Consider the following 18,026-nt stretch of genomic DNA (forward strand, 5'->3'; position numbering starts at 1 on the left):
AGGGTTCCTCCTCAGTCACTCACCAGACGGACGGACACGAAGTACGCCCCCCGAGTCCCCTCGGGCCCTTCGAGCCAGGTCTGCAACCGGGCCGGGCCGGCCGGAAGCGGAGTCCGGAACAAGACGGCCAGGTCCTCGGGTCCGACCGGCCGCGACAGGTCGACCCCCGCGATCGAGACGCGGGCCGTCTCGGCCTTCGGTCCGGGGCCGTCGTTGATCGGCCGGGGCTCCTCGGCCGGCCAGCGGCGCAGCTCGATCTCGTACAGGCCGTCCCGGGCGACCTCGACGGTCCAGAAGCCGTTGGCCACCTTCCCCTGCCGGATCATCGACTGGTTCCAGGGCGGATCGGCCTCGTGCCAGTCGTGGCAGGTCAGCCGGCTCGGATTCTCCCGATCCGAGCCGAGCACGATCCGGGCGACCTGGCCGTGCTCCCGGGAAACGTCGGCCCACCAGCGCTCGTACTGGTCCCGCAGCACCGAGACGACCTCGGGATGCTCGTCCGCCACGTCCCGGGACTGGCCCGGGTCGTGCTCGATGTCGTACAACTCGGCCCCGTTGACCAGCCTCCAGCGCTCGGTCATCACGGCGCACTGCCGGTACTTGATGGGGTTCTCAACCCGCTGCGACTCCACAACCAGGACCCGCTCGGGCCAGTCCGCCTCCTCCGCTCGGAGCAGGGGGGCGAGGCTCTTCCCGTCGAACGCGACCCCCTCCGGCGGGGAGAGGCCGCAGAGGTCGATCAGCGTGGGGAGCAGGTCGAGGTGGGCCGAGAGCCGATCGACGTCCCTCCCGCCGGAGAGGCCTCCTCCCGGCCACCGGAGGAAGCAGGGGACCCGGTGGCCGCCGTCGTAGGGGCTGCCCTTCTGGCCCCTCATCCCGGCGTTGAAGCCAACACCGCCGCGCACTCCGGCCGCGGTTCCGTTGTCGGTCATGAAGATAACGAGCGTCTCCCGGGACAGGCCGCGCTCGTCGAGAACGGAGAGCAAGCGGCCGACATTCTCGTCAATGTTCGTGATCATTCCGTAGAAGGCGGCGTTCGGCACCTCGGGGTTGTTGGCGTACATCGCCTCGTACCGCTCGGGAACGCGGTAGGGGGCATGGGGGGCGTTCGTCGCGATCTCGCAGAAGAACGGCCGGCCGGCGTCGGCCTGGTCGCCGATGAACTGCAAGGCGGCGTCGAACCAGACGTCGGTGCAGTAGCCCACCGTCGGCCGGGGCCGACCGTCGTCCAGGTAGGTGTCGTCGAAGTAATCGTTCCCCCAGACGTCGGGGGTCTGGCCGACCCCTCCCCCGCCGTGGACCAGGGTGCGCGAGAAGCCTCGATCTTGGGGCCTCGAAGGAGCGTTGTCCCCCAGGTGCCACTTGCCGAAGAGCGCCGTCGCGTAGCCCGACCGCGAGAAGACCTCGGGCATCGTCGTCTCCCCCTCCCGGAGGATCGATCGCCCCATGATCGTGTGCCAGACGCCGACCCGGCCGGAATAACGGCCGGTCATCAGGGCGGCCCGGGTCGGGGAGCACGTCGGGTCGACGTGGAAGTCCGTCAGGCGGACGGAGTCGGCGTGCAGGGCGTCCAGGTTCGGCGTCTGGATCACCGGGTTGCCGAGGCAGGCGAGGTCGCCATACCCCTGGTCATCGGTCAGGATCAAAATCACATTGGGCCGCTCGGGGGGACGAGCAGACGGCTCCCCGGCCCCCTCGGCGGATACCCAGGCGCCGAAGGCCAGCGCCAGCCCGGCGGCGGTCGCGGCCAGCGGTCTTCGAGCTCGAACATGGCACCCCATCGGCCGCCTCCCTCCGAAAGGCCCCTTGCGCGCCCCGCACGACCACGTGGAGTCGCCGACGGGGGGGAGTATAATAAGCGGCCACGAGGGCCGTCCACCGGCCATTCACCCGGCCCGTCGCATCGATCGAACCCCAGATCATCCCCGAGGGGCCGCCGTCCGCGAGGCGATCGAACATCGACCGTCCCCTCCCCGCTTCTCGCTCCCCGAAAGGCCATCATGATGAGAGCGACCGTCGCGTTCTGGTCCGCACTCGCCCTGGCGACGCTGGCGACTCCCGTCGCGAGCGATTCCCGGGCCGAGGGCCCCGCTCCCGAGCGGCTCCCGCTCGACAAGGGGGACCGCATCATCCTCATCGGCAACACCCTGGCCGAACGGATGCAGTACTTCGGCCACTGGGAAACTCTGCTGCACAGCCGATTCCCGGAGCTGGAGCTGGTGGTCCGCGACCTCGGCTGGTCGGCCGACGAGCTGACCCTGCGGCCGCGTTCCAAGGACTTCGACGACCACGGCCATACCCTCGAAGACGAGAAGCCGGACGTCGTGATCGCCGCCTTCGGCTTCAACGAGTCGTTCGCCGGGCCCGAGGGCCTGGAGACGTTCCGGCGGGACCTCGCCGCGTTCATCGACGAGACGACCACGACCCCCTACAACGGCGAGGAGCCGCCCACCCTCGTCCTGCTCTCGCCGATCGCCCACGAGGACCTCGGCCGCCGCACCCTCCCCGACGGCTCGAAGAACAACGCCAACCTCGCGCTCTACACCGACGCGATGGCCGAGATCGCCCGCTCCAAGGGGGTCCTCTTCGTCGACCTGTTCCACCCCACCAAGCAAGGGTACGCCGAGGACCCCGAGCCCTGGACCTTCAACGGCGTCCACCTGACCGACGCGGGATACCGCAAGCTCGCTCCCATCCTCGACGAGGCCCTCTTCGGCCCTCGCCCCGGTCCCGGCTCCATCGCCGCCGACCTCGACGCCCTGCGCGCGGCGGTCCTGGAGAAGAACAAGCAGTTCTTTTATGACTACCGCGCCATCAACGGCTACTACATCTACGGCGGCCGCAAGGAGCCCTTCGGGGTCGTCAACTTCCCGGCCGAGTTCGCCAAGCTCCGCAAAATGATCGAGGTCCGAGACCGCCGCATCTGGGAGATCGCCCGGGGGAACAAGGTCCCCGATCAGATCGACGACTCCGGCACCGGCGCGTTCGTCCCCATCGAGAGCAACGTCAAGGGACCCATCACGATCACCTCCCCCGAGGAGACCCTCGCCACCTTCGAGCTCCCCGAGGGCTACGAGATCAACCTCTTCGCCTCCGAGCGCGAGTTCCCCGACCTGAAGAACCCCTGCCAGATGGCCTTCGACCCCAAGGGCCGGCTCTGGGTCACGACCATGGCCTCGTACCCGATGTACCTGCCCGGCACCCCCGTCGACGACAAGATCCTCATCCTGGAAGACACCGACGGCGACGGCACGGCCGACAAGCAGATCACCTTCGCCCGAGGGCTCCACGTCCCCACCGGCCTGGAGATCGGCGACGGCGGCGCCTACATCGCCCAGCAGCCCAACCTCCTGTTCGCCCGCGACACCGACGGCGACGACGTGGCCGACGAGTACTCCTACCGCCTCCACGGCTTCGACTCCGCCGACTCCCACCACTCCCTCAGCGCCTTCACCTGGGGCCCCGGCGGCGCCCTCTACTTCCAAGAGGGAACCTTCCACCACACCCAGATCGAAACGCCCTACGGGCCAACCCGCGTCAAGGACGCCGCCGTCTTCCGCTACGAACCGCTCACCGAGAAGGTGGATATCTTCGTCTCCTACCCCTTCGCCAACCCCTGGGGCCACACCTTCGACCGCTGGGGCCAGAACTTCGTGGCCGACGCCTCCGGCGGCGCCAACTACTACGGAACCGCCTTCTCCGGCGACGTCGACTACCCGCGCAAGCACCCGCCGATGCAACAGTTCCTCGTCAAGCAGTGGCGCCCCACCTCCGGCTGCGAACTCGTCTCCAGCCGCAACTTCCCCGAGGAGGCCCAGGGGAACTACCTGCTCAACAACGTCATCGGCTTCCACGGCGTGCTCCAGTACACGATGCGGGAGGAGGGCTCCGGCTTCGCCGCCGACCCGGTCGAGCCGCTGCTCCGCTCCAGCGACACGAACTTCCGCCCCGTCGACCTCGAATTCGGGCCCGACGGCGCCCTCTACCTCGTCGACTGGTTCAACCCGCTGATCGGCCACATGCAGCACTCGATCCGGGACCCGAACCGAGACGTCAACCACGGCCGCATCTGGCGGATCCGATACACCGGCAAGCCCCTGGTCGATCCCGCCAAGATCGCCGGCGCCTCGATCCCCGAGCTGCTCGACCTGCTGAAAACCTACGAGGACCGCACCCGATACCGCACCCGCATCGAGCTTCGCTCCCGAGACGCCGACCAGGTGATGGCCGCCCTCGATCCCTGGATCGCCGAGCTCAACCGCGACGACCCGGACTACTGGCGGCAGATGCTCGAGGCCCTCTGGGTCCACCAGCAGTTCGACGTCGTCGACCAAGACCTGCTCGAAACCGTGCTCCGCTGCCCCGAGCCGAAGGCGAGAGCCGCCGCCACCCGCGTCCTCGGCTACTGGCGAGACCGGGTCGACGACCCGCTCGGCCTGCTCCAGACGCAGGTCAACGACGATCACCCCCGCGTCCGCCTCGAAGCCGTCCGCGCCCTGAGCTTCTTCAAAGGTGAGGACGCCGCCCGGGCCCAGGAAATCGCGCTCGAATCGCTCCTCCACCCCCAGGACTACTACCTGGAGTACACCCTGAACGAGACGAACGCCACGCTCAGCGACCGAATCCTCAAGCTCGGCCTCGAATGATCGCGGCCCGGCGGGGGAGGCGCCCGGCCATCTTCCGGCGCCTCCTCCGGCCCTCTCGGCCGATTCGATCATCGCGAACCGACTCCCGCCATCGTCTTCCCTCCCCTCCTCCCGCCAGCCGTCCTCCCCGAGCCAATCGATCCGCCCCCAAGCCCGATCGAGGTCCTTCCCCCGATGATGCCGACCCTCCTCCCGAGCCCGAGGGCCTCCCTCGCCCGCCTGGCCTGGCCGGCGACTCTGCTCCTGCTGCTCTGCCCGACGGCGACGATCGCTGCCGTCCAGGACAGCCCCATGGTCCGGATGCTCAAAAGCGGTCGGGTTCCCGCCGACCGCCAAGGCACCCTGATCACGCTCATCGGCCGCCAGGGATCCCCCGCCGACCTCGGCTTCCTGCTCGAGCTGGCCACCGGGGCCGAGGCCCTCTCCCCCGAGAACCGGACCCTGGCGCTCGACGCGCTGGCCGAGGCCGCCCGCACCCGGGGCGTCTCCCCCGAAGGGGATCGCTCCCGGATCACCGCCCTGATCCGAGGAGACGACGCGCCGGAGAGCCAGGACGCTCGCCTCTCGGCGATCCGACTCGCCGGAGCCTGGGAGGTCGAGGGGGCGGCCGACGCCCTCACGGCCGTGGCCACCGACCTGGAGGAGCCCCGCCCGCTGCGCGAAGCGGCGCTGGCCGCCCTGGCCGACATCGGCGGTCCCGCCAGCCGGCAGGCGATCCTCGACCTCGCCGGCCCCAATCGGCCGCTCGACGTCCGGCTGCCCGCCATCGCCTCCCTCGCCCGCCTCGACGTCGACGCCGCCGCCGAGCGCGCCGTCTCGGCGCTCGCCTCCGGAGCCGTGGCCGACCTCGACGCGGTCGCCCCGTTGATCCAGGCCTTCCTCGACCGTCAGGACGGCCCCGATCGCCTCGCCTCCCGAATCCGGGCCGAAGGGCTCCCGGCCGACCCCGCCAAGCTCGCCCTGCGCTCGATGTACTCGGTCGGTCGGACCGATCCCAGCCTGGTCGCCGCCCTCAGCGAGGCCGCCGGCATCAACGCCGAGCCCGCCCCGCTCACCGAGGCCGAGATGCAGGCGCTCATCGCCGACGTCCAGACCCAGGGCGACCCCGCCCGGGGGGAACTGGTCTTCCGCCGCGACGATGTCAACTGCATGAAGTGCCACGCCGTCAGCGGCGCCGGCGGCGACATCGGCCCCGACCTCAGCGCCATCGGGGCCAGCTCCCCCCCCGATTACCTGATCCGATCCCTGCTCGACCCCGAGGAGGCCGTCAAGGAGGAATACCAGGTCCGCACCGTTCTGACCCGCGACGGCCAGATCGTCCAGGGCATCGTCAAGGAGTCGTCCCCCAACCGCATCGTCCTCCGAGAGGCGACCGGCATCGACCGGATCGTGCCGACAAGCGACATCGAGGACGAGACGTCGGGCGGCTCGCTCATGCCCAAGGGGCTCCCGAACTTCCTGACCCGGGACGAGTTCGTCGACCTGATCGCGTTCCTCTCCGTGCTGGGCAAGCCCGGGGAGTATGCCATCCGCTCCACTCCCACCATCCAGCGCTGGAGCGTCCTCCCACTCCCCCAAGCCGCCGATTCCGTCGACCCCGACGACGCCGGAGGAGGCGACCTCCCCGCGGCGATCTCCTCGGCCGACGAGCTTTCCTGGCAGACCGCCTACGGCAAGACCGCCGGCTCCCTGCCGCTCGACGAGGTCGCCGCCAAGGCCGGCTCCCCCGTGTTCGCCCTGCGCGGAGAGATTGACGTGACCAAGGCCGGGCCCCTCGCCTTCTCCCTCGACGCCACCGACGGGCTCTCGCTCTGGCTCGACGGCGAGCCGATCGCTCCCGCTGCACGATTCACCGCCGACCTCGGCCCCGGCCGGCATCGGCTGATCCTCCGGGTCGACACCGATGCCCGGGAATCGGACGGCCTCCGCGTCGAGGTCACCCGGGCGGACGGCTCCGAGGCGGACTTCACGGTCGTCGGAGGGTCGTGACCCGGCTCGGCCCGGGGAGCCTCGGCCCGGCGATCGCGGCGCCTCGGGATCGCGACGACTCGGAGCGGAGCGCCGGGGAGGAGCCGGGGAGGGGACCCTTCCCCAGCCCTCCCCCAAGGCCCTCCCCCAACGCTCGGGAATCTCCCCCCCCCCCGATGCTCCCCGGGAGATCGAGCTTGCCCCCCTCCCTCCCTCCGCTACAATCCGAGCCCTCGGCGGCCGGAAGGCCCCGAGCCGGAGGGAGTCGGACCATGCGTGGGAGAACCCGGAGGAGGATCGCCCTGCTCGCCCTGGCGCTGCTCGCGACGGCGGGCGTCTCCTTCCGGCACGACCTGTTCGAGAAGCGGGTCGTCGTCCTCGCCCCCGGTCAGCTGGTCCGAGGGGCCTGGCAGCGGCCGAGGCCGCTCCGGAGGCTGATCGCTCGCGAGCGGATCCGGACGATCGTCACCCTGACGGCGATCAACACCCACGACCCGAAATACGTCGACCAGCAGCGCGTCGTCCGGCAAACCGGCGTCGACTGGATCATCGTGCCCATGCGCGGGTCGACGGCCACCATCGAGCAACTGGCCGAGGCGGCCGACCTGCTGGCCGACCCGGCCCGGCAGCCGGTCTTCTTCCACTGCGTCGGCGGCCACCACCGGACGAACCTGGCGCTGGCGGCGTACCGGATCCGGCACCAGGGATGGTCGGCCGATCGCGCCTGGGAGGAGTTGGAGCGCTTCCCCTGGACCGAACCCGAGGACCAGTTCGATGATCGCCGGCTGATCGAGGCCTTCGCCGCCTCCCCCTTCGCCCGGCCCGAGGAGTCGCAGAATGGTTCGCGTCCGGATCGTGCGTCGGGCCCTCGGCGCGTCGGCTTGGGGGATGATCGCGGCCTTGGCCCTGGTGGGCTGGCGCTGGACGACCGGCAACGTGGGCGTCATTGAGCCCGGATCGATCTACCGGTCGGCACAGCTCGACGCGGAGACCCTCGCCGCGCTGATCCGGCGCCGGGGAATCCGATCGGTGCTCAATCTCCGAGGGCCGAATCCGGCCGCCGACTGGTATCCGGCCGAGCGCGAGGCGACCCTCTCGGCCGGCGCGACCCTCATCGACGTCCCCCTCGCCTCGGACTACTGGCTCACCCCGGAGCAGGCCGAGCAGCTGGTCGAGGTGCTCGACTCCGCCTCCCGGCCGCTGCTGGTCCATTGCCAGTTCGGGGCCGAGCGCACCGGGCTCGTGGCGTCGATGGCCGTCCTGCTCCGCCCGGGAGGGTCGATCGCCGAGGCCGAGGCCCAGTTCTCCCCCTACTTCCTGTTCCTCCCGATCAAGGACGGACTCGTCATGCGCGGGTTGCTCCGGCAATATCAGCGGTGGCTGGCCGACTCCCAGGCCGAGCACTCCCCAGCGACCTTCCGGCGGTGGATCGCCGAGCAGTACCGACCGGGAACCCCCAACCGATCCCAGTGGCCCTACAATCCCTATCCCCTCCGGGTCGTCACCCGGCCCGCCGACGACACCGGCGCCCCCGTCCATCGCTGACCCCCGACCGGCCCAGGGAGCCTCGCACGATGTCGGAGCACCACGAGATCCCCATCCGAGTCCGCTACGCCGAAACCGACCGCATGGGGCTGCTCCACCACGCCAACTACTTTGTCTACTTCGAGATGGGCCGAACCGAGCTGCTCCGGTCCCGCGGCGTCTCCTATCGCGACCTCGAGGATTCCGGCTACCTGCTCGTCATCATCGACCTCGGCTGCAAGTATCGCCGACCGGCCCGGTACGACGACCTGCTGACCCTCCGGACCTCGGTCGATCGCGTGACTCACGTCAAGATCGTCCACCGGTACGAGCTGTTCCGAGACGGAGAGCTGATCGCGCAGGGGCACAGCACCCTCGCCTGCATCGACCGGGAGGGTCGTCCCCAGCCGCTGCCTGCCCTGCTCCGGGGGAGGGCCGTCGCGGGCGATCCCAGGCCAGCGACCGGCTCCTCCTGACGATTCCGCTGGGCCCCGTCGGCTCGGCTCGATCGGAGCAATCCCCCCTCACGTGCCCTCGACCTGCTCGCCAAAGAACGACTCGGCTTCGCGGACGACCGAGGAAGAGATCGCCCTCGCCTCGTCCTCGTCCAGGCCGATCAGCGTGCGTGCCCGGTCGAGCTTCTGGCGCTCCCGATCGGTGAAGACTCGGTCGGCGACCGCCCTCCGAACCATCATCGCGAACTCGTCGCGCATCAGGCCCCGCATCCAGTCCTCGTCGAACCGCTTGGCCCGGCCTTCCTGGATCAGGTGCTCCCAGCGGGATTCCGAGTCGGGCAGCCCGTCCAGGATGTGCCGAAGCTTCCGGCCCCACTGGGAGCGGTCGTAGTCGAGCGGGTTCTTCTCGCCAGCGTCCTCCGGCGTCCGCTCCTCCAGATCCGACTCATCGAGGCCCCAGGCCCGCAGCAGGTTCGCCCGGGAGCGTTCGTCCAGGGTCGAGGCCCGGCCCCGGGCCCCGTGCAAGAGGTCGAGGAATCCCATCGTGTCGCCCCCTCGGTCGGTACTCGCCGGGCCCTCGGGAACACCTCCCCGAGTCGAACCGGCCTGGATCCCCACGTCGCTTCAAGTCTCTTCGCGAATCGCCCCGAGTCCTCATGCCGCATCCCCGGAAGCGGCCGATCGCCGGGCGAGACGGCCAAGGGGCCCGCCGGGAGCGTCGGACGCCAGGACGAGGACATCCCGGGAGACGTCCCTCCAGCATCCCACTCCCTGCTCACTCGTGCAAACCCCAGGCCGATGGCCAGGCCTCCCTCCCCGGCCCGATCGGAGAAAAACCGGACGCATCCCGTTGAATAAGGGTTGAATTTCCCCGATAATCACCCTGAGAATGGTCCCCGCCAGCCGCCCTCCCGCCCGCTTGCCCCCCCTCGGCCTCGCTCCTGCCTCCCGCCCGTATCGAGGTCCGGACGCCATGATCGATCGGTTCTGGTCCCTTCCCCTCCTCACCGCGATCCCGCTGACCCTACTGCTGTCCGCTCCCCGGCGCTGCTCGGCGGCCGACGACCTCGAGTCCTCGTTCCGGAACCGGATCGTCCCGCTCCTCCAGACCTACTGCGTCTCTTGCCACGGAAACCAGAAGCAGCGGGCCGACCTGAACCTGGAGGCCTTCAGCGACCTCTCGACGGTCCTCCAGGAGCGCGACCGCTGGGAGACGATCGGGATCCTCGTCGCCGACGGCGACATGCCCCCGGCGGGCACCGAGCCGAGGCCGACGGAGCAAGAGGTTGCCGAGCTCTCGGGATGGGTCGAGGAGGCCCTGTCCCAGGTCAACTGCGACCTCAGGGAACCGGGGCGGGTCACGATCCGTCGGCTCAACCGAGCCGAGTACAACTTCACGGTGCAGGACCTCATCGGAGTCGACTTCCGGCCCGCCGACGACTTCCCGGCCGATGACGTCGGCTACGGCTTCGACACCATCGGAGACGTCCTCACTCTCGACCCGATGTTGCTGGAGAAGTACCTCGCGGCGGCCGAGGAGATCACCCGAACCGCCATCGACGCCAACGGCCCGGGCCCCGGCCGAACCGTCCGGTACGATCGCCAGGCCCTCCAGGACAAGGGCGGCCAGCCCTTCGGCGACGGCTCCCAGATCCTCGCGACCAACGGCGAGCTCGGGCTGGACCACGACTTCCCCAGCGACGGCCGCTACCTGCTCCGCGCCCGGGTCTCCGGCCAGCAGGCCGGCCCGGAGCCGGTGAAGCTGGCGATCCGGCTCGACGGCCGCCCGCTCGGCGAGTTCGAGCTCAAGGCGGCCGACGCGACGGAGGTCGTCGAGGTCCCCGTCGTCACCCGGGCCGGCTCGAAACGGTTCGCCGTCGCCTTCCTGAACGACTATTACCGAAAGGACGCCCCCGACCCGAAGGACCAGGGGGATCGCAACCTGATCGTCCACCGGCTGGAGGTCCAGGGGCCGACCGACCCGATCGTCTCGAAGGAGATCGAATCCCTCGACGACTCGGCCGGCGGCCGTCTCTTCGGCAAGATCGGCCGGATCCTCGCGAGCAACGGCGAGGTCGCCTTCGACCATCGGTTCGAGGAGGACGGGGAATACCGCATCCGAGTCCGGGCCTTCGGGCAGCAGGCCGGCCCGGACCCGGCCCGCCTGGCGTTCAAGATCGACGGGCAGACCGTCGACGTGGTCGACGTCCCAGCCACCGAGCAGGAGCCGGGCTCCTTCGAGGCCCGCGTCCGGATCTCCCGAGGATCGCGCCGCGTTTCCCTCGCCTTCTTGAACGACTATTTCAACCAGGACCACCCGGACGAGCGGCTCCGGGGCGACCGGAACCTGATCCTCGATCGGGTCGAGCTCGTCGGCCCGGTGGTTTCCTACTACCTGGCCCTCCCCGAGTCGCACCGCAGGATCATCCCCGAGCCGGCGCTGAGCGGATCGTACGAGGAGGTGGCCCGCCGGAGCCTCCACCGCCTGGCCAACCGGGCCTACCGGAGGCCGACCACCCCGGACGAGGTCGAGCGGCTGATGACCCTCTTCCGCCTCGTCCGCCGCGACGGCGGCTCGTTCGAGGACGCCATGCGGGTCGCCGTCCAGGCGATCCTCGTCTCTCCTCACTTCCTCTATCGCGTCGAGGTCGGGGGGCCTCCCCGCCCGGACGGCCTCCGCCCCCTGACCGACTGGGAGCTCGCCTCCCGGCTCTCCTACTTCCTCTGGAGCAGCATGCCCGACGAGCAGCTGTTCCGCGCCGCCTTCGAGGGCACGCTCCGCGACCCGGCCGAGCTGGGACGCCAGGCCCTCCGGATGCTCCGAGACCCGAAATCGAGCCGGTTCATCACCCGGTTCGCCGGCCAGTGGCTCCAGATCCAGAACCTCGACGCCTTCCAGCCCGACCCGGATCGCTTCCCGGAGTTCGACCCCGAGCTTCGGGACGCCATGCGGACCGAAACCGAGCTGTTCTTCACCGCGATCGTCCGCGAGAACCGCAGCCTCATCGACCTCCTCGACGCCGAGGACACCTTCCTCAACGAACGGCTGGCCCGGCACTACGGGATCGAAGGGGTCTCCGGGGCCGAGTTCCGAAGGGTCTCGCTCCCCCCCGACTCCCCCCGGGGAGGCCTCTTGACCCAGGCGAGCATCCTCACGATCACCTCGAACCCCACCCGGACCTCCCCCGTGAAGCGGGGCAAGTACATCCTCGACCAGATCCTCGGCGCCCCGATCCCGCCGCCGCCGCCGGACGTCCCCGAGCTGGAGGAGGGGCCCGAGCTGACCGGATCGCTCCGGCAACGGATGGAGCAGCACAGCACCAACCCGGGGTGCGCCTCCTGCCACAAGCGGATGGACCCGCTCGGCTTCGGCTTCGAGAACTTCGACGCGATCGGCCGCTGGCGCGACCAGGACGGCGACAGCCCGGTCGACGCCTCCGGCCGGCTCCCCAGCGGCGAATCGTTCGCCGGCCCCGCCGACCTGAAGGCGCTGCTCCGCGCCCGGAAGGACGACTTCGCCCGGACCCTCGCCGAGAACCTGATGACCTTCGCCCTCGGACGAGGGCTCGAGTCTTTCGACCGCTGCGCGGTCGACGGAATCCTGGCCGACCTCCAACGCCACGATTACCGCTTCCACCGCCTGGTCGTCGACATCGTCACGAGCGACGCCTTCCGCTTCAGGAAGGTCGAACCGGAGGAGGTGAACGAACCATGATCTCCCTCTCGCGACGGACCGTCCTGAAGGGCCTCGGCACCGCGATGGCACTGCCCTGGCTCGAGGCCATGGCGCCCGCCGCCGGGATCGCCCAGCGGCCGGGAGGCAAGGTCGCCCCCACCCGGATGGCCTTCCTCTACGTCCCCAACGGCGCCCACATGCCCGAGTGGACCCCCTCGGCCCTGGGGAATGACTTCCAGCTCCCCCGCGTCCTCGAGCCGCTGACCCCCTTGAAGCAGCACCTGCTGGTGCTCAGCGGGCTGGCCCAGGACCTGGCCCGGGCCCACGGCGACGGCGGCGGCGACCACGCCCGATCAATGGCCTGTTTTCTCACCGGCGTCCACCCGGTCAAGACCGACGGCGCCGACATCCGGGCCGGCATCTCGGTCGACCAGGTCGCCGCGGCGCGGATGGGCCACCACACCCGGCTCCCCTCGCTGGAGCTGGGGATCGACCCCAGCGCCCAGTCCGGCAACTGCGACTCCGGCTATAGCTGCGCCTACTCCTCGAACCTCTCCTGGCGCAGCCCCACCCAGCCGGTCCCCAAGGAGATCAACCCCCGGCTGGTCTTCGAGCGCCTCTTCGGCGACGACACCGCCGACGACGTCGACTCCCGACGCCGACGCTACCGCAAGAGCATCCTCGACCTCGTCGCCGACGACGCCCGGGCGCTCCACCATCGCCTCGGCGCCGACGACCGCCGGAAGGTCGACGAGTACCTCTCCGCCGTCCGGGAAATCGAGCGCCGGCTGGTCGTCGCCGAGCGGAAGCGAACCGAGGAGGTCGAGCGCCCCGACGACGTCGTCAAGCCCGAGGGGATCCCCAAGGACAACCAGGATCACCTCCGCCTGATGCTCGACATGCTCGTGCTCGCCTTCCAGACCGACCAGACCCGCATCGCCACGATGGTCTTCGCCAACGAGGGGAGCAACAAGAGCTACAACTGGATCGGCATCCCCGACGGCCACCACAGCCTCTCTCACCACCAGGGAGACGCCGAGAAACAGGACAAGATCGCCCGGATCAACCGCTACCACGTCGAGCAGCTTGCCTACTTCCTCGGCCGACTCGCGGAGATCCGCGAGGGGGACGGCACGCTGCTGGACCACTCCATGATCCTCTACGGCAGCGGCATCGGCGACGGCAACCGCCACAATCACAACGACCTGCCGATCATCCTCGCCGGGGGCGGCTGCGGCACCCTCCGGACCGGACGCCACCTCCAGTACCCGACCGACACGCCGCTGAACAACCTGTATCTCTCCATGCTCGACCGGATGGACACGCCCGTCGACGAGCTGGGCGACAGCACCGGCCGGCTCGACCAGCTCGACGGGTGATCCCTCCCCCCGGCCCGGCGGGACCGATCCTCGGCCTCCCGCCGCGTGCCCCCCGCCGTTCCCTCCCCCCGCCAATCCCCCCCGACCGCGGTGGCGGGGGGCCTCCGCTCGGATAGAATGGAGCCGGAGTCGACTTCGAGCCGCTCCCGATGCTCGGGAGCGGTCGAAGCTTGCGATGCGCCTCGGGCAGGGTGTCGGGGAGGCGGCCTTGGAACTGTTCGGACGGGCCAAGCAGTGGGTCAGGGGCCGGGGGCCGATCACACCGGAGGAGCTCCAGCCGTTCCGGGTCGCCTGCCCCGAGGGGCACGTCATCCGGGGGCGACGGACCGAGGGGTATCAGGCGATCCGATGCCCCGAGTGCGGCGCGGGGGTCTTCGTGCTCCCGATGAGCCCCCTGCCCGCACCCCCGATCCCGTCGAGCCGGGCCGAGGCGGCCCCGCCCGCGGCCGTCGGGCCGGTCGACGACGCCCCGATCCCCCTGTCCGACCACATCCCCGAGGCGACGGTCGAGGAGGAGGACATCCCCTGGCTCGAGCCCGTCGAGCCGGGGCAGCGGCACCCCGAGCCTCCCTTGCCCGCCCTCGACCCGGTCGAGGCGGCCGTCTCCGAGCTGCCGGACGACGTCCCCGAGCCCCCCCCGGCCCCCCGAGGACGCCCCTCCTCCTCCCCCCGCCCCGTCGGCGATCGCCCGTCGAGGAGACGCCCCCGGCCCTCCCCGGCCGCCCCCGGCCGGATCCCGCTCCCTCATCGCCCCTCCCTCGGCGATCGCCTCCGGAGCAACCGACCGGCCCTGGTGGGGCTGGCCGTGCTCGTCGTCCTCCTCGGGACCGTCTCCTGGACCCTCCACCGGAACCAGCGGCGCGACTATCCCGCCCTGGTCCAGCGCGGTCGGGAGGAGGGGATCCCCGCCCTCGACCGCGGCGAGTTCGACCGCGCCCACCGCCTGCTCGCTCGGGCGGCCGAGGCCGTCGACGCCCTCCGAGGCCAAATCGGCGGGGCCGAGGAGGTCCGCCAAGCCGCCCGGGAGGCCGCCATCTACGTCGACCTGATCCCAGACCGGCTCGAGGAGATCCTCGACCGGAGGGCCCGCACCTCCGACGAGTCGGAGTGGCGAGCCCTCTTCGACCGCTCATACAAGGGCCGATCGATCCTCATCTCCGGGGAGGTGACCTCCTCCCCCGCCTCGGGAGCCGGGACCGTCGAGGTGAACTACCGAATCCTCGCCGTCGGGCCGCTCCAACCCCGGGTCGCCCGGCTCGACTTCGAGGGGTTCCGCCTCTTCGAGGCCAGCCCCCCCGAGGTCGGCTCCCAGGTCCAGTTCGGAGCCCGGCTCTCGGCGATCGAGGCCGAGCCCGACGGCTGGCGCTTCCGCCTCGATCCCGACAGCGGCGTCTTCATCACCCACTTCGAGGCCCTCGAAGCCCTGGGCTGGACCCCTCTGGAAACGGCCGATCGGACCCGACCGCCCAACCATCGGCCAGCCTCCCTCCCCAACCCCCTGATCCTGCTCTCCTCCCTGACCCCCTGGACCGCCCAGGGCCTCGAAGGCCAGACCCGGGACCAGGTCCTCGGCCAGCTCGGCGCCCCCCAATCCTTCGCCCGGTCGGCCGCCCAGGGAGAATTCCTCGAGCAATGGATCTACCTCGGCCCCTCCGGAAGCCGGCAGTACATCAACTTCGTCCAGTCGACCTCCCAAAGCGGGCCAGCGGTCGTCGACCGCCAGTTCTCCTTGCGATGAGCCGACATGAGACTCCCCAAAAAACGGGAAGTACCCCCTTCCAATTCCGAGCGGATTTCGATAACTTATATCGCCTGATCCGAGAACCGAACGACACGACTCCCCCGACTCATCCCCGGATCGTCCTCCCTTCCTCCCCCCGCCTCCGTCCCCCCCGCGACCACCGGCATCACGGTCGAATGAACCGGCCCGCTCGGAAGGAACCACGCACCCCACACCGAGACGACGCCCGGCGATCGAGGCCTCGCTCCGAAGGTTCGAGTTTTTTCGGGGATTCCGCCAAACCTTCGCCTCGCTCGGGCGTATTATTCACGACAGGAGTCCCAGCCGGGCGGCCCCCTTGCCCGAGGCGCATAATGTGCTAGGCTTCGCCGCCCAATTGACGATCTCAGACGAGTCTTGAGGGTCGCTCACGTCCCCCCGTCGTCCCTGGCGAGGCCTCTGCTCGCCGATCGGAGCGACGGGCGGCGCCCACCGGAACGAGCCCGAGCGCGAGACGACCTCGACCGATTCGCCTGTCCTTCGATTCGAAATGACCCGGCCTTGGCGAGGATGTTGCGGATCGTTCCGCCCGCTCGCGACGAACATCTGGAGGTGTGTCATGGCCCGTAAAGACGCGTTGCTTCGCCTACACTCGCGACTAGTCGCCCGGCGCGACGCCCTCCGCAAGGCCCTCGCCGGTGATCTCGAGTCCTTGAACGCCTTGCGGGCGATGAACGACGTCGGCGACTCGGTCGACGCCGCCGTCGACTCGGCCAATGAAGAAATCAGCTCCCAGATCGCCGAGATCGAGAGCCGAGAGCTGAGCCAGATCGAGCACGCCCTGCATCGCATGAGCGAAGGCACCTACGGCCAGTGCGAATTCTGCAACGGCAAGATCGCCGTCGCTCGGCTCAACGCCCTCCCCTATACCAATTCCTGCATCGACTGCCAGCGCGAGCAGGAACGCATGGGGAAGACCGGTATGAATCGCTCCATCGATTACCGCTGGGCCGAGATCTCCGACCGACACTTCGACGAGGGAGATCGGCACATTAACCTCAGCGACTACGAGATGGACATGAGCGAGTCGGGCCGCTAAGCCCGACCCGCTCCCGGTCCCGCTCCCGGTCCCGCCGCCCACCGGCCGGACCGGACCCAATCCTCCGACGGGCGGAGCGCCGAAGCCGGCGCCCCGCCCGTCTCCATTCCGGGGGGATCGATCGCCGGAAGTCCGGTCGGGGGCGTCGCTTTGACTCCCGTCCCGGGCGCGGCATATACTAGGACATCCGGGCGCTCGGGGCCGCCATGCCGACCATCGGCCCCTCCCCGACCGAGCCCCTCCCCCTCCGATCGACCCCGTCGGGCGAGGAGTCCCAGGCATCATGGCGCGATCCGTCACCGCAGCCGCCCTCCCGCTCACGCTCCTGCTCGGGTTCCTGCTGGGCCTGGCCACCCAGCGCGGCGCCCCCCTCGCCGCCCGCCCAACCCCCCCAATCGCCCAGGAGCCGGATCAAACGCTCCCTGAGCCCGGCCTGGAATCCTCCGAAGAGGCGATCTACCAGAGCCTCTCCCGGCAGTACGAGCAGTTCTATCAGGTCAACCGCACCTTCGAGCTGGTCTCCAAGGTCGTCTCCCGGGCGGTCGTGCACATCGTCGCCCTGAAGCGGGACCGGACCGAGGAGGGACGCACCCGGCGCACGTATGAGGAGAGCGGCTCGGGAGTGATCGTCCGATCCGACCGCCGCCCCGGGCAGTTCGTCCTGACCAACAACCACGTCATCAGCGGCTCCGAGCTGTCGGACATCCAGATCAACCTCCACGACGGCCGAATGCTCCGCCCCTCGGCCATCTTCCGAGACGAAGACTCGGACGTCGCCGTCCTCGAGCTGCCGGTCGACAACTTGCCCTCCGCCCGCCTGGGAAACAGCGACGAGGCCGTCCCCGGAACCTGGGTCCTGGCCGTCGGAAGCCCGTTCGGGCTCACGCATTCGGTCAGCCAGGGGATCATCAGCGCCCGGGGCCGCCAGGAACGCGACCTGTACGATAACGGCGTCCAGAATCAGGACTTCCTCCAGACCGACGCCGCCATCAACCCCGGCAACTCCGGAGGCCCGCTGGTCAACCTCCGGGGAGAGGTCATCGGCATCAACACCGCCATCGCCTCCCACGGCGGGGGCAACGAGGGCGTCGGCTACAGCATCCCGATCAACCTCGCCCGGTGGGCGATGGAACAACTGCTCGCCTCCGGCAAGGTCCGCCGGGGGGCGATCGGCATCTCCCTCCAGGATATCTTCCCCGAGGACTTCGAGCGCCTCGGCCTCGATCGACCCCGGGGAACCTTGATCTCGGCCGTCGCCCAGGACTCCCCCGCTCAGAAGGGAGGCATCCGCAAGGGAGACGTGATCATCCGGTTCAACGGCATCCCGGTGAACAACACCTGGCACCTGATCAACATGGTTTCCACCACTCCGATCGGCCAGGAAGTCGAGCTGGTCGTCCGCAGGGCCGGCCAGGATGTCCCCATCCGGGTGACCGTCGCCGACTTCGATGAGCTGACCAGTTCGCTCCCCCAGCCGGGAACGCCGGCGACCAGTCCCGACGGCTATCTGGTCCGCCCCTGACCGGTCCTCCCCCAATCCCTCCGGACCCGACGGCCAG

12 protein-coding genes are annotated in these 18,026 nt (G+C 70.0%); 10 read left to right on the top strand and 2 right to left on the bottom strand.

The window, feature by feature from the left end; genetic code table 11:
• Positions 1 to 11 precede the first annotated feature (11 nt).
• On the bottom strand, positions 12 to 1,781 hold the full coding sequence (locus TsocGM_RS17015) for an arylsulfatase (RefSeq protein ID WP_126726663.1): 1,770 nt from the start codon (positions 1,779 to 1,781) through the stop codon (positions 12 to 14).
• A 219-nt stretch (positions 1,782 to 2,000) separates the two neighbouring features.
• On the opposite strand from TsocGM_RS17015, the gene TsocGM_RS17020 reads away from it, so the two are divergent.
• From TsocGM_RS17020 to TsocGM_RS17040, 5 genes are all read left to right on the top strand, one after another.
• Entirely contained in the window at positions 2,001 to 4,646 is a 2,646-nt protein-coding gene (locus TsocGM_RS17020; protein ID WP_199756809.1) for a PVC-type heme-binding CxxCH protein, read from the top strand.
• 174 nt (positions 4,647 to 4,820) lie between these two features.
• On the top strand, positions 4,821 to 6,635 hold the full coding sequence (locus TsocGM_RS17025) for a c-type cytochrome (RefSeq protein WP_126726664.1): 1,815 nt from the start codon (positions 4,821 to 4,823) through the stop codon (positions 6,633 to 6,635).
• Positions 6,636 to 6,886: 251 nt separating this feature from the next.
• Positions 6,887 to 7,564, top strand: coding sequence for a phosphatase domain-containing putative toxin (locus TsocGM_RS17030; protein ID WP_158633601.1), 678 nt, complete (start codon positions 6,887 to 6,889; stop codon positions 7,562 to 7,564).
• Positions 7,452 to 8,159: a fused DSP-PTPase phosphatase/NAD kinase-like protein gene (locus TsocGM_RS17035; RefSeq protein ID WP_233578981.1), complete on the top strand. Its 708-nt coding sequence runs from the start codon at positions 7,452 to 7,454 to the stop codon at positions 8,157 to 8,159. Before TsocGM_RS17030 ends, TsocGM_RS17035 begins: the two co-directional genes overlap by 113 nt.
• A gap of 29 nt (positions 8,160 to 8,188) precedes the next feature.
• Positions 8,189 to 8,614 carry an acyl-CoA thioesterase gene (locus TsocGM_RS17040; protein WP_126726667.1) on the top strand — a complete coding sequence of 142 codons (426 nt, stop codon included), beginning with the start codon at positions 8,189 to 8,191 and terminating at the stop codon, positions 8,612 to 8,614.
• Positions 8,615 to 8,662: 48 nt separating this feature from the next.
• Here the strand turns inward: TsocGM_RS17040 and TsocGM_RS17045 are convergent, their stop codons facing one another.
• On the bottom strand, positions 8,663 to 9,136 hold the full coding sequence (locus TsocGM_RS17045) for a hypothetical protein (RefSeq protein WP_126726668.1): 474 nt from the start codon (positions 9,134 to 9,136) through the stop codon (positions 8,663 to 8,665).
• 430 nt (positions 9,137 to 9,566) lie between these two features.
• Between TsocGM_RS17045 and TsocGM_RS17050 the strand changes: the two genes are divergently transcribed.
• From TsocGM_RS17050 to TsocGM_RS17070, 5 genes are all read left to right on the top strand, one after another.
• Positions 9,567 to 12,308: a DUF1592 domain-containing protein gene (locus TsocGM_RS17050; protein ID WP_158633602.1), complete on the top strand. Its 2,742-nt coding sequence runs from the start codon at positions 9,567 to 9,569 to the stop codon at positions 12,306 to 12,308.
• Positions 12,305 to 13,648 (top strand): DUF1552 domain-containing protein, encoded by a 1,344-nt coding sequence (locus tag TsocGM_RS17055; protein ID WP_126726670.1) that lies wholly within the window; start codon positions 12,305 to 12,307, stop codon positions 13,646 to 13,648. Before TsocGM_RS17050 ends, TsocGM_RS17055 begins: the two co-directional genes overlap by 4 nt.
• Positions 13,649 to 13,856: 208 nt before the next feature.
• Entirely contained in the window at positions 13,857 to 15,386 is a 1,530-nt protein-coding gene (locus TsocGM_RS26125) for a hypothetical protein (RefSeq protein ID WP_158633603.1), read from the top strand.
• 601 nt (positions 15,387 to 15,987) lie between these two features.
• Positions 15,988 to 16,467 (top strand): TraR/DksA family transcriptional regulator, encoded by a 480-nt coding sequence (locus TsocGM_RS17065; protein ID WP_126726671.1) that lies wholly within the window; start codon positions 15,988 to 15,990, stop codon positions 16,465 to 16,467.
• 283 nt (positions 16,468 to 16,750) lie between these two features.
• A complete protein-coding gene (locus TsocGM_RS17070; RefSeq protein WP_126726672.1) occupies positions 16,751 to 17,989 on the top strand; it encodes a S1C family serine protease in 1,239 nt (412 codons plus the stop codon).
• Positions 17,990 to 18,026 lie beyond the last annotated feature (37 nt).

It is taken from the genome of Tautonia sociabilis, from assembly GCF_003977685.1.
In the GTDB taxonomy this organism is placed as follows: Bacteria; Planctomycetota; Planctomycetia; order Isosphaerales; family Isosphaeraceae; genus Tautonia; species Tautonia sociabilis.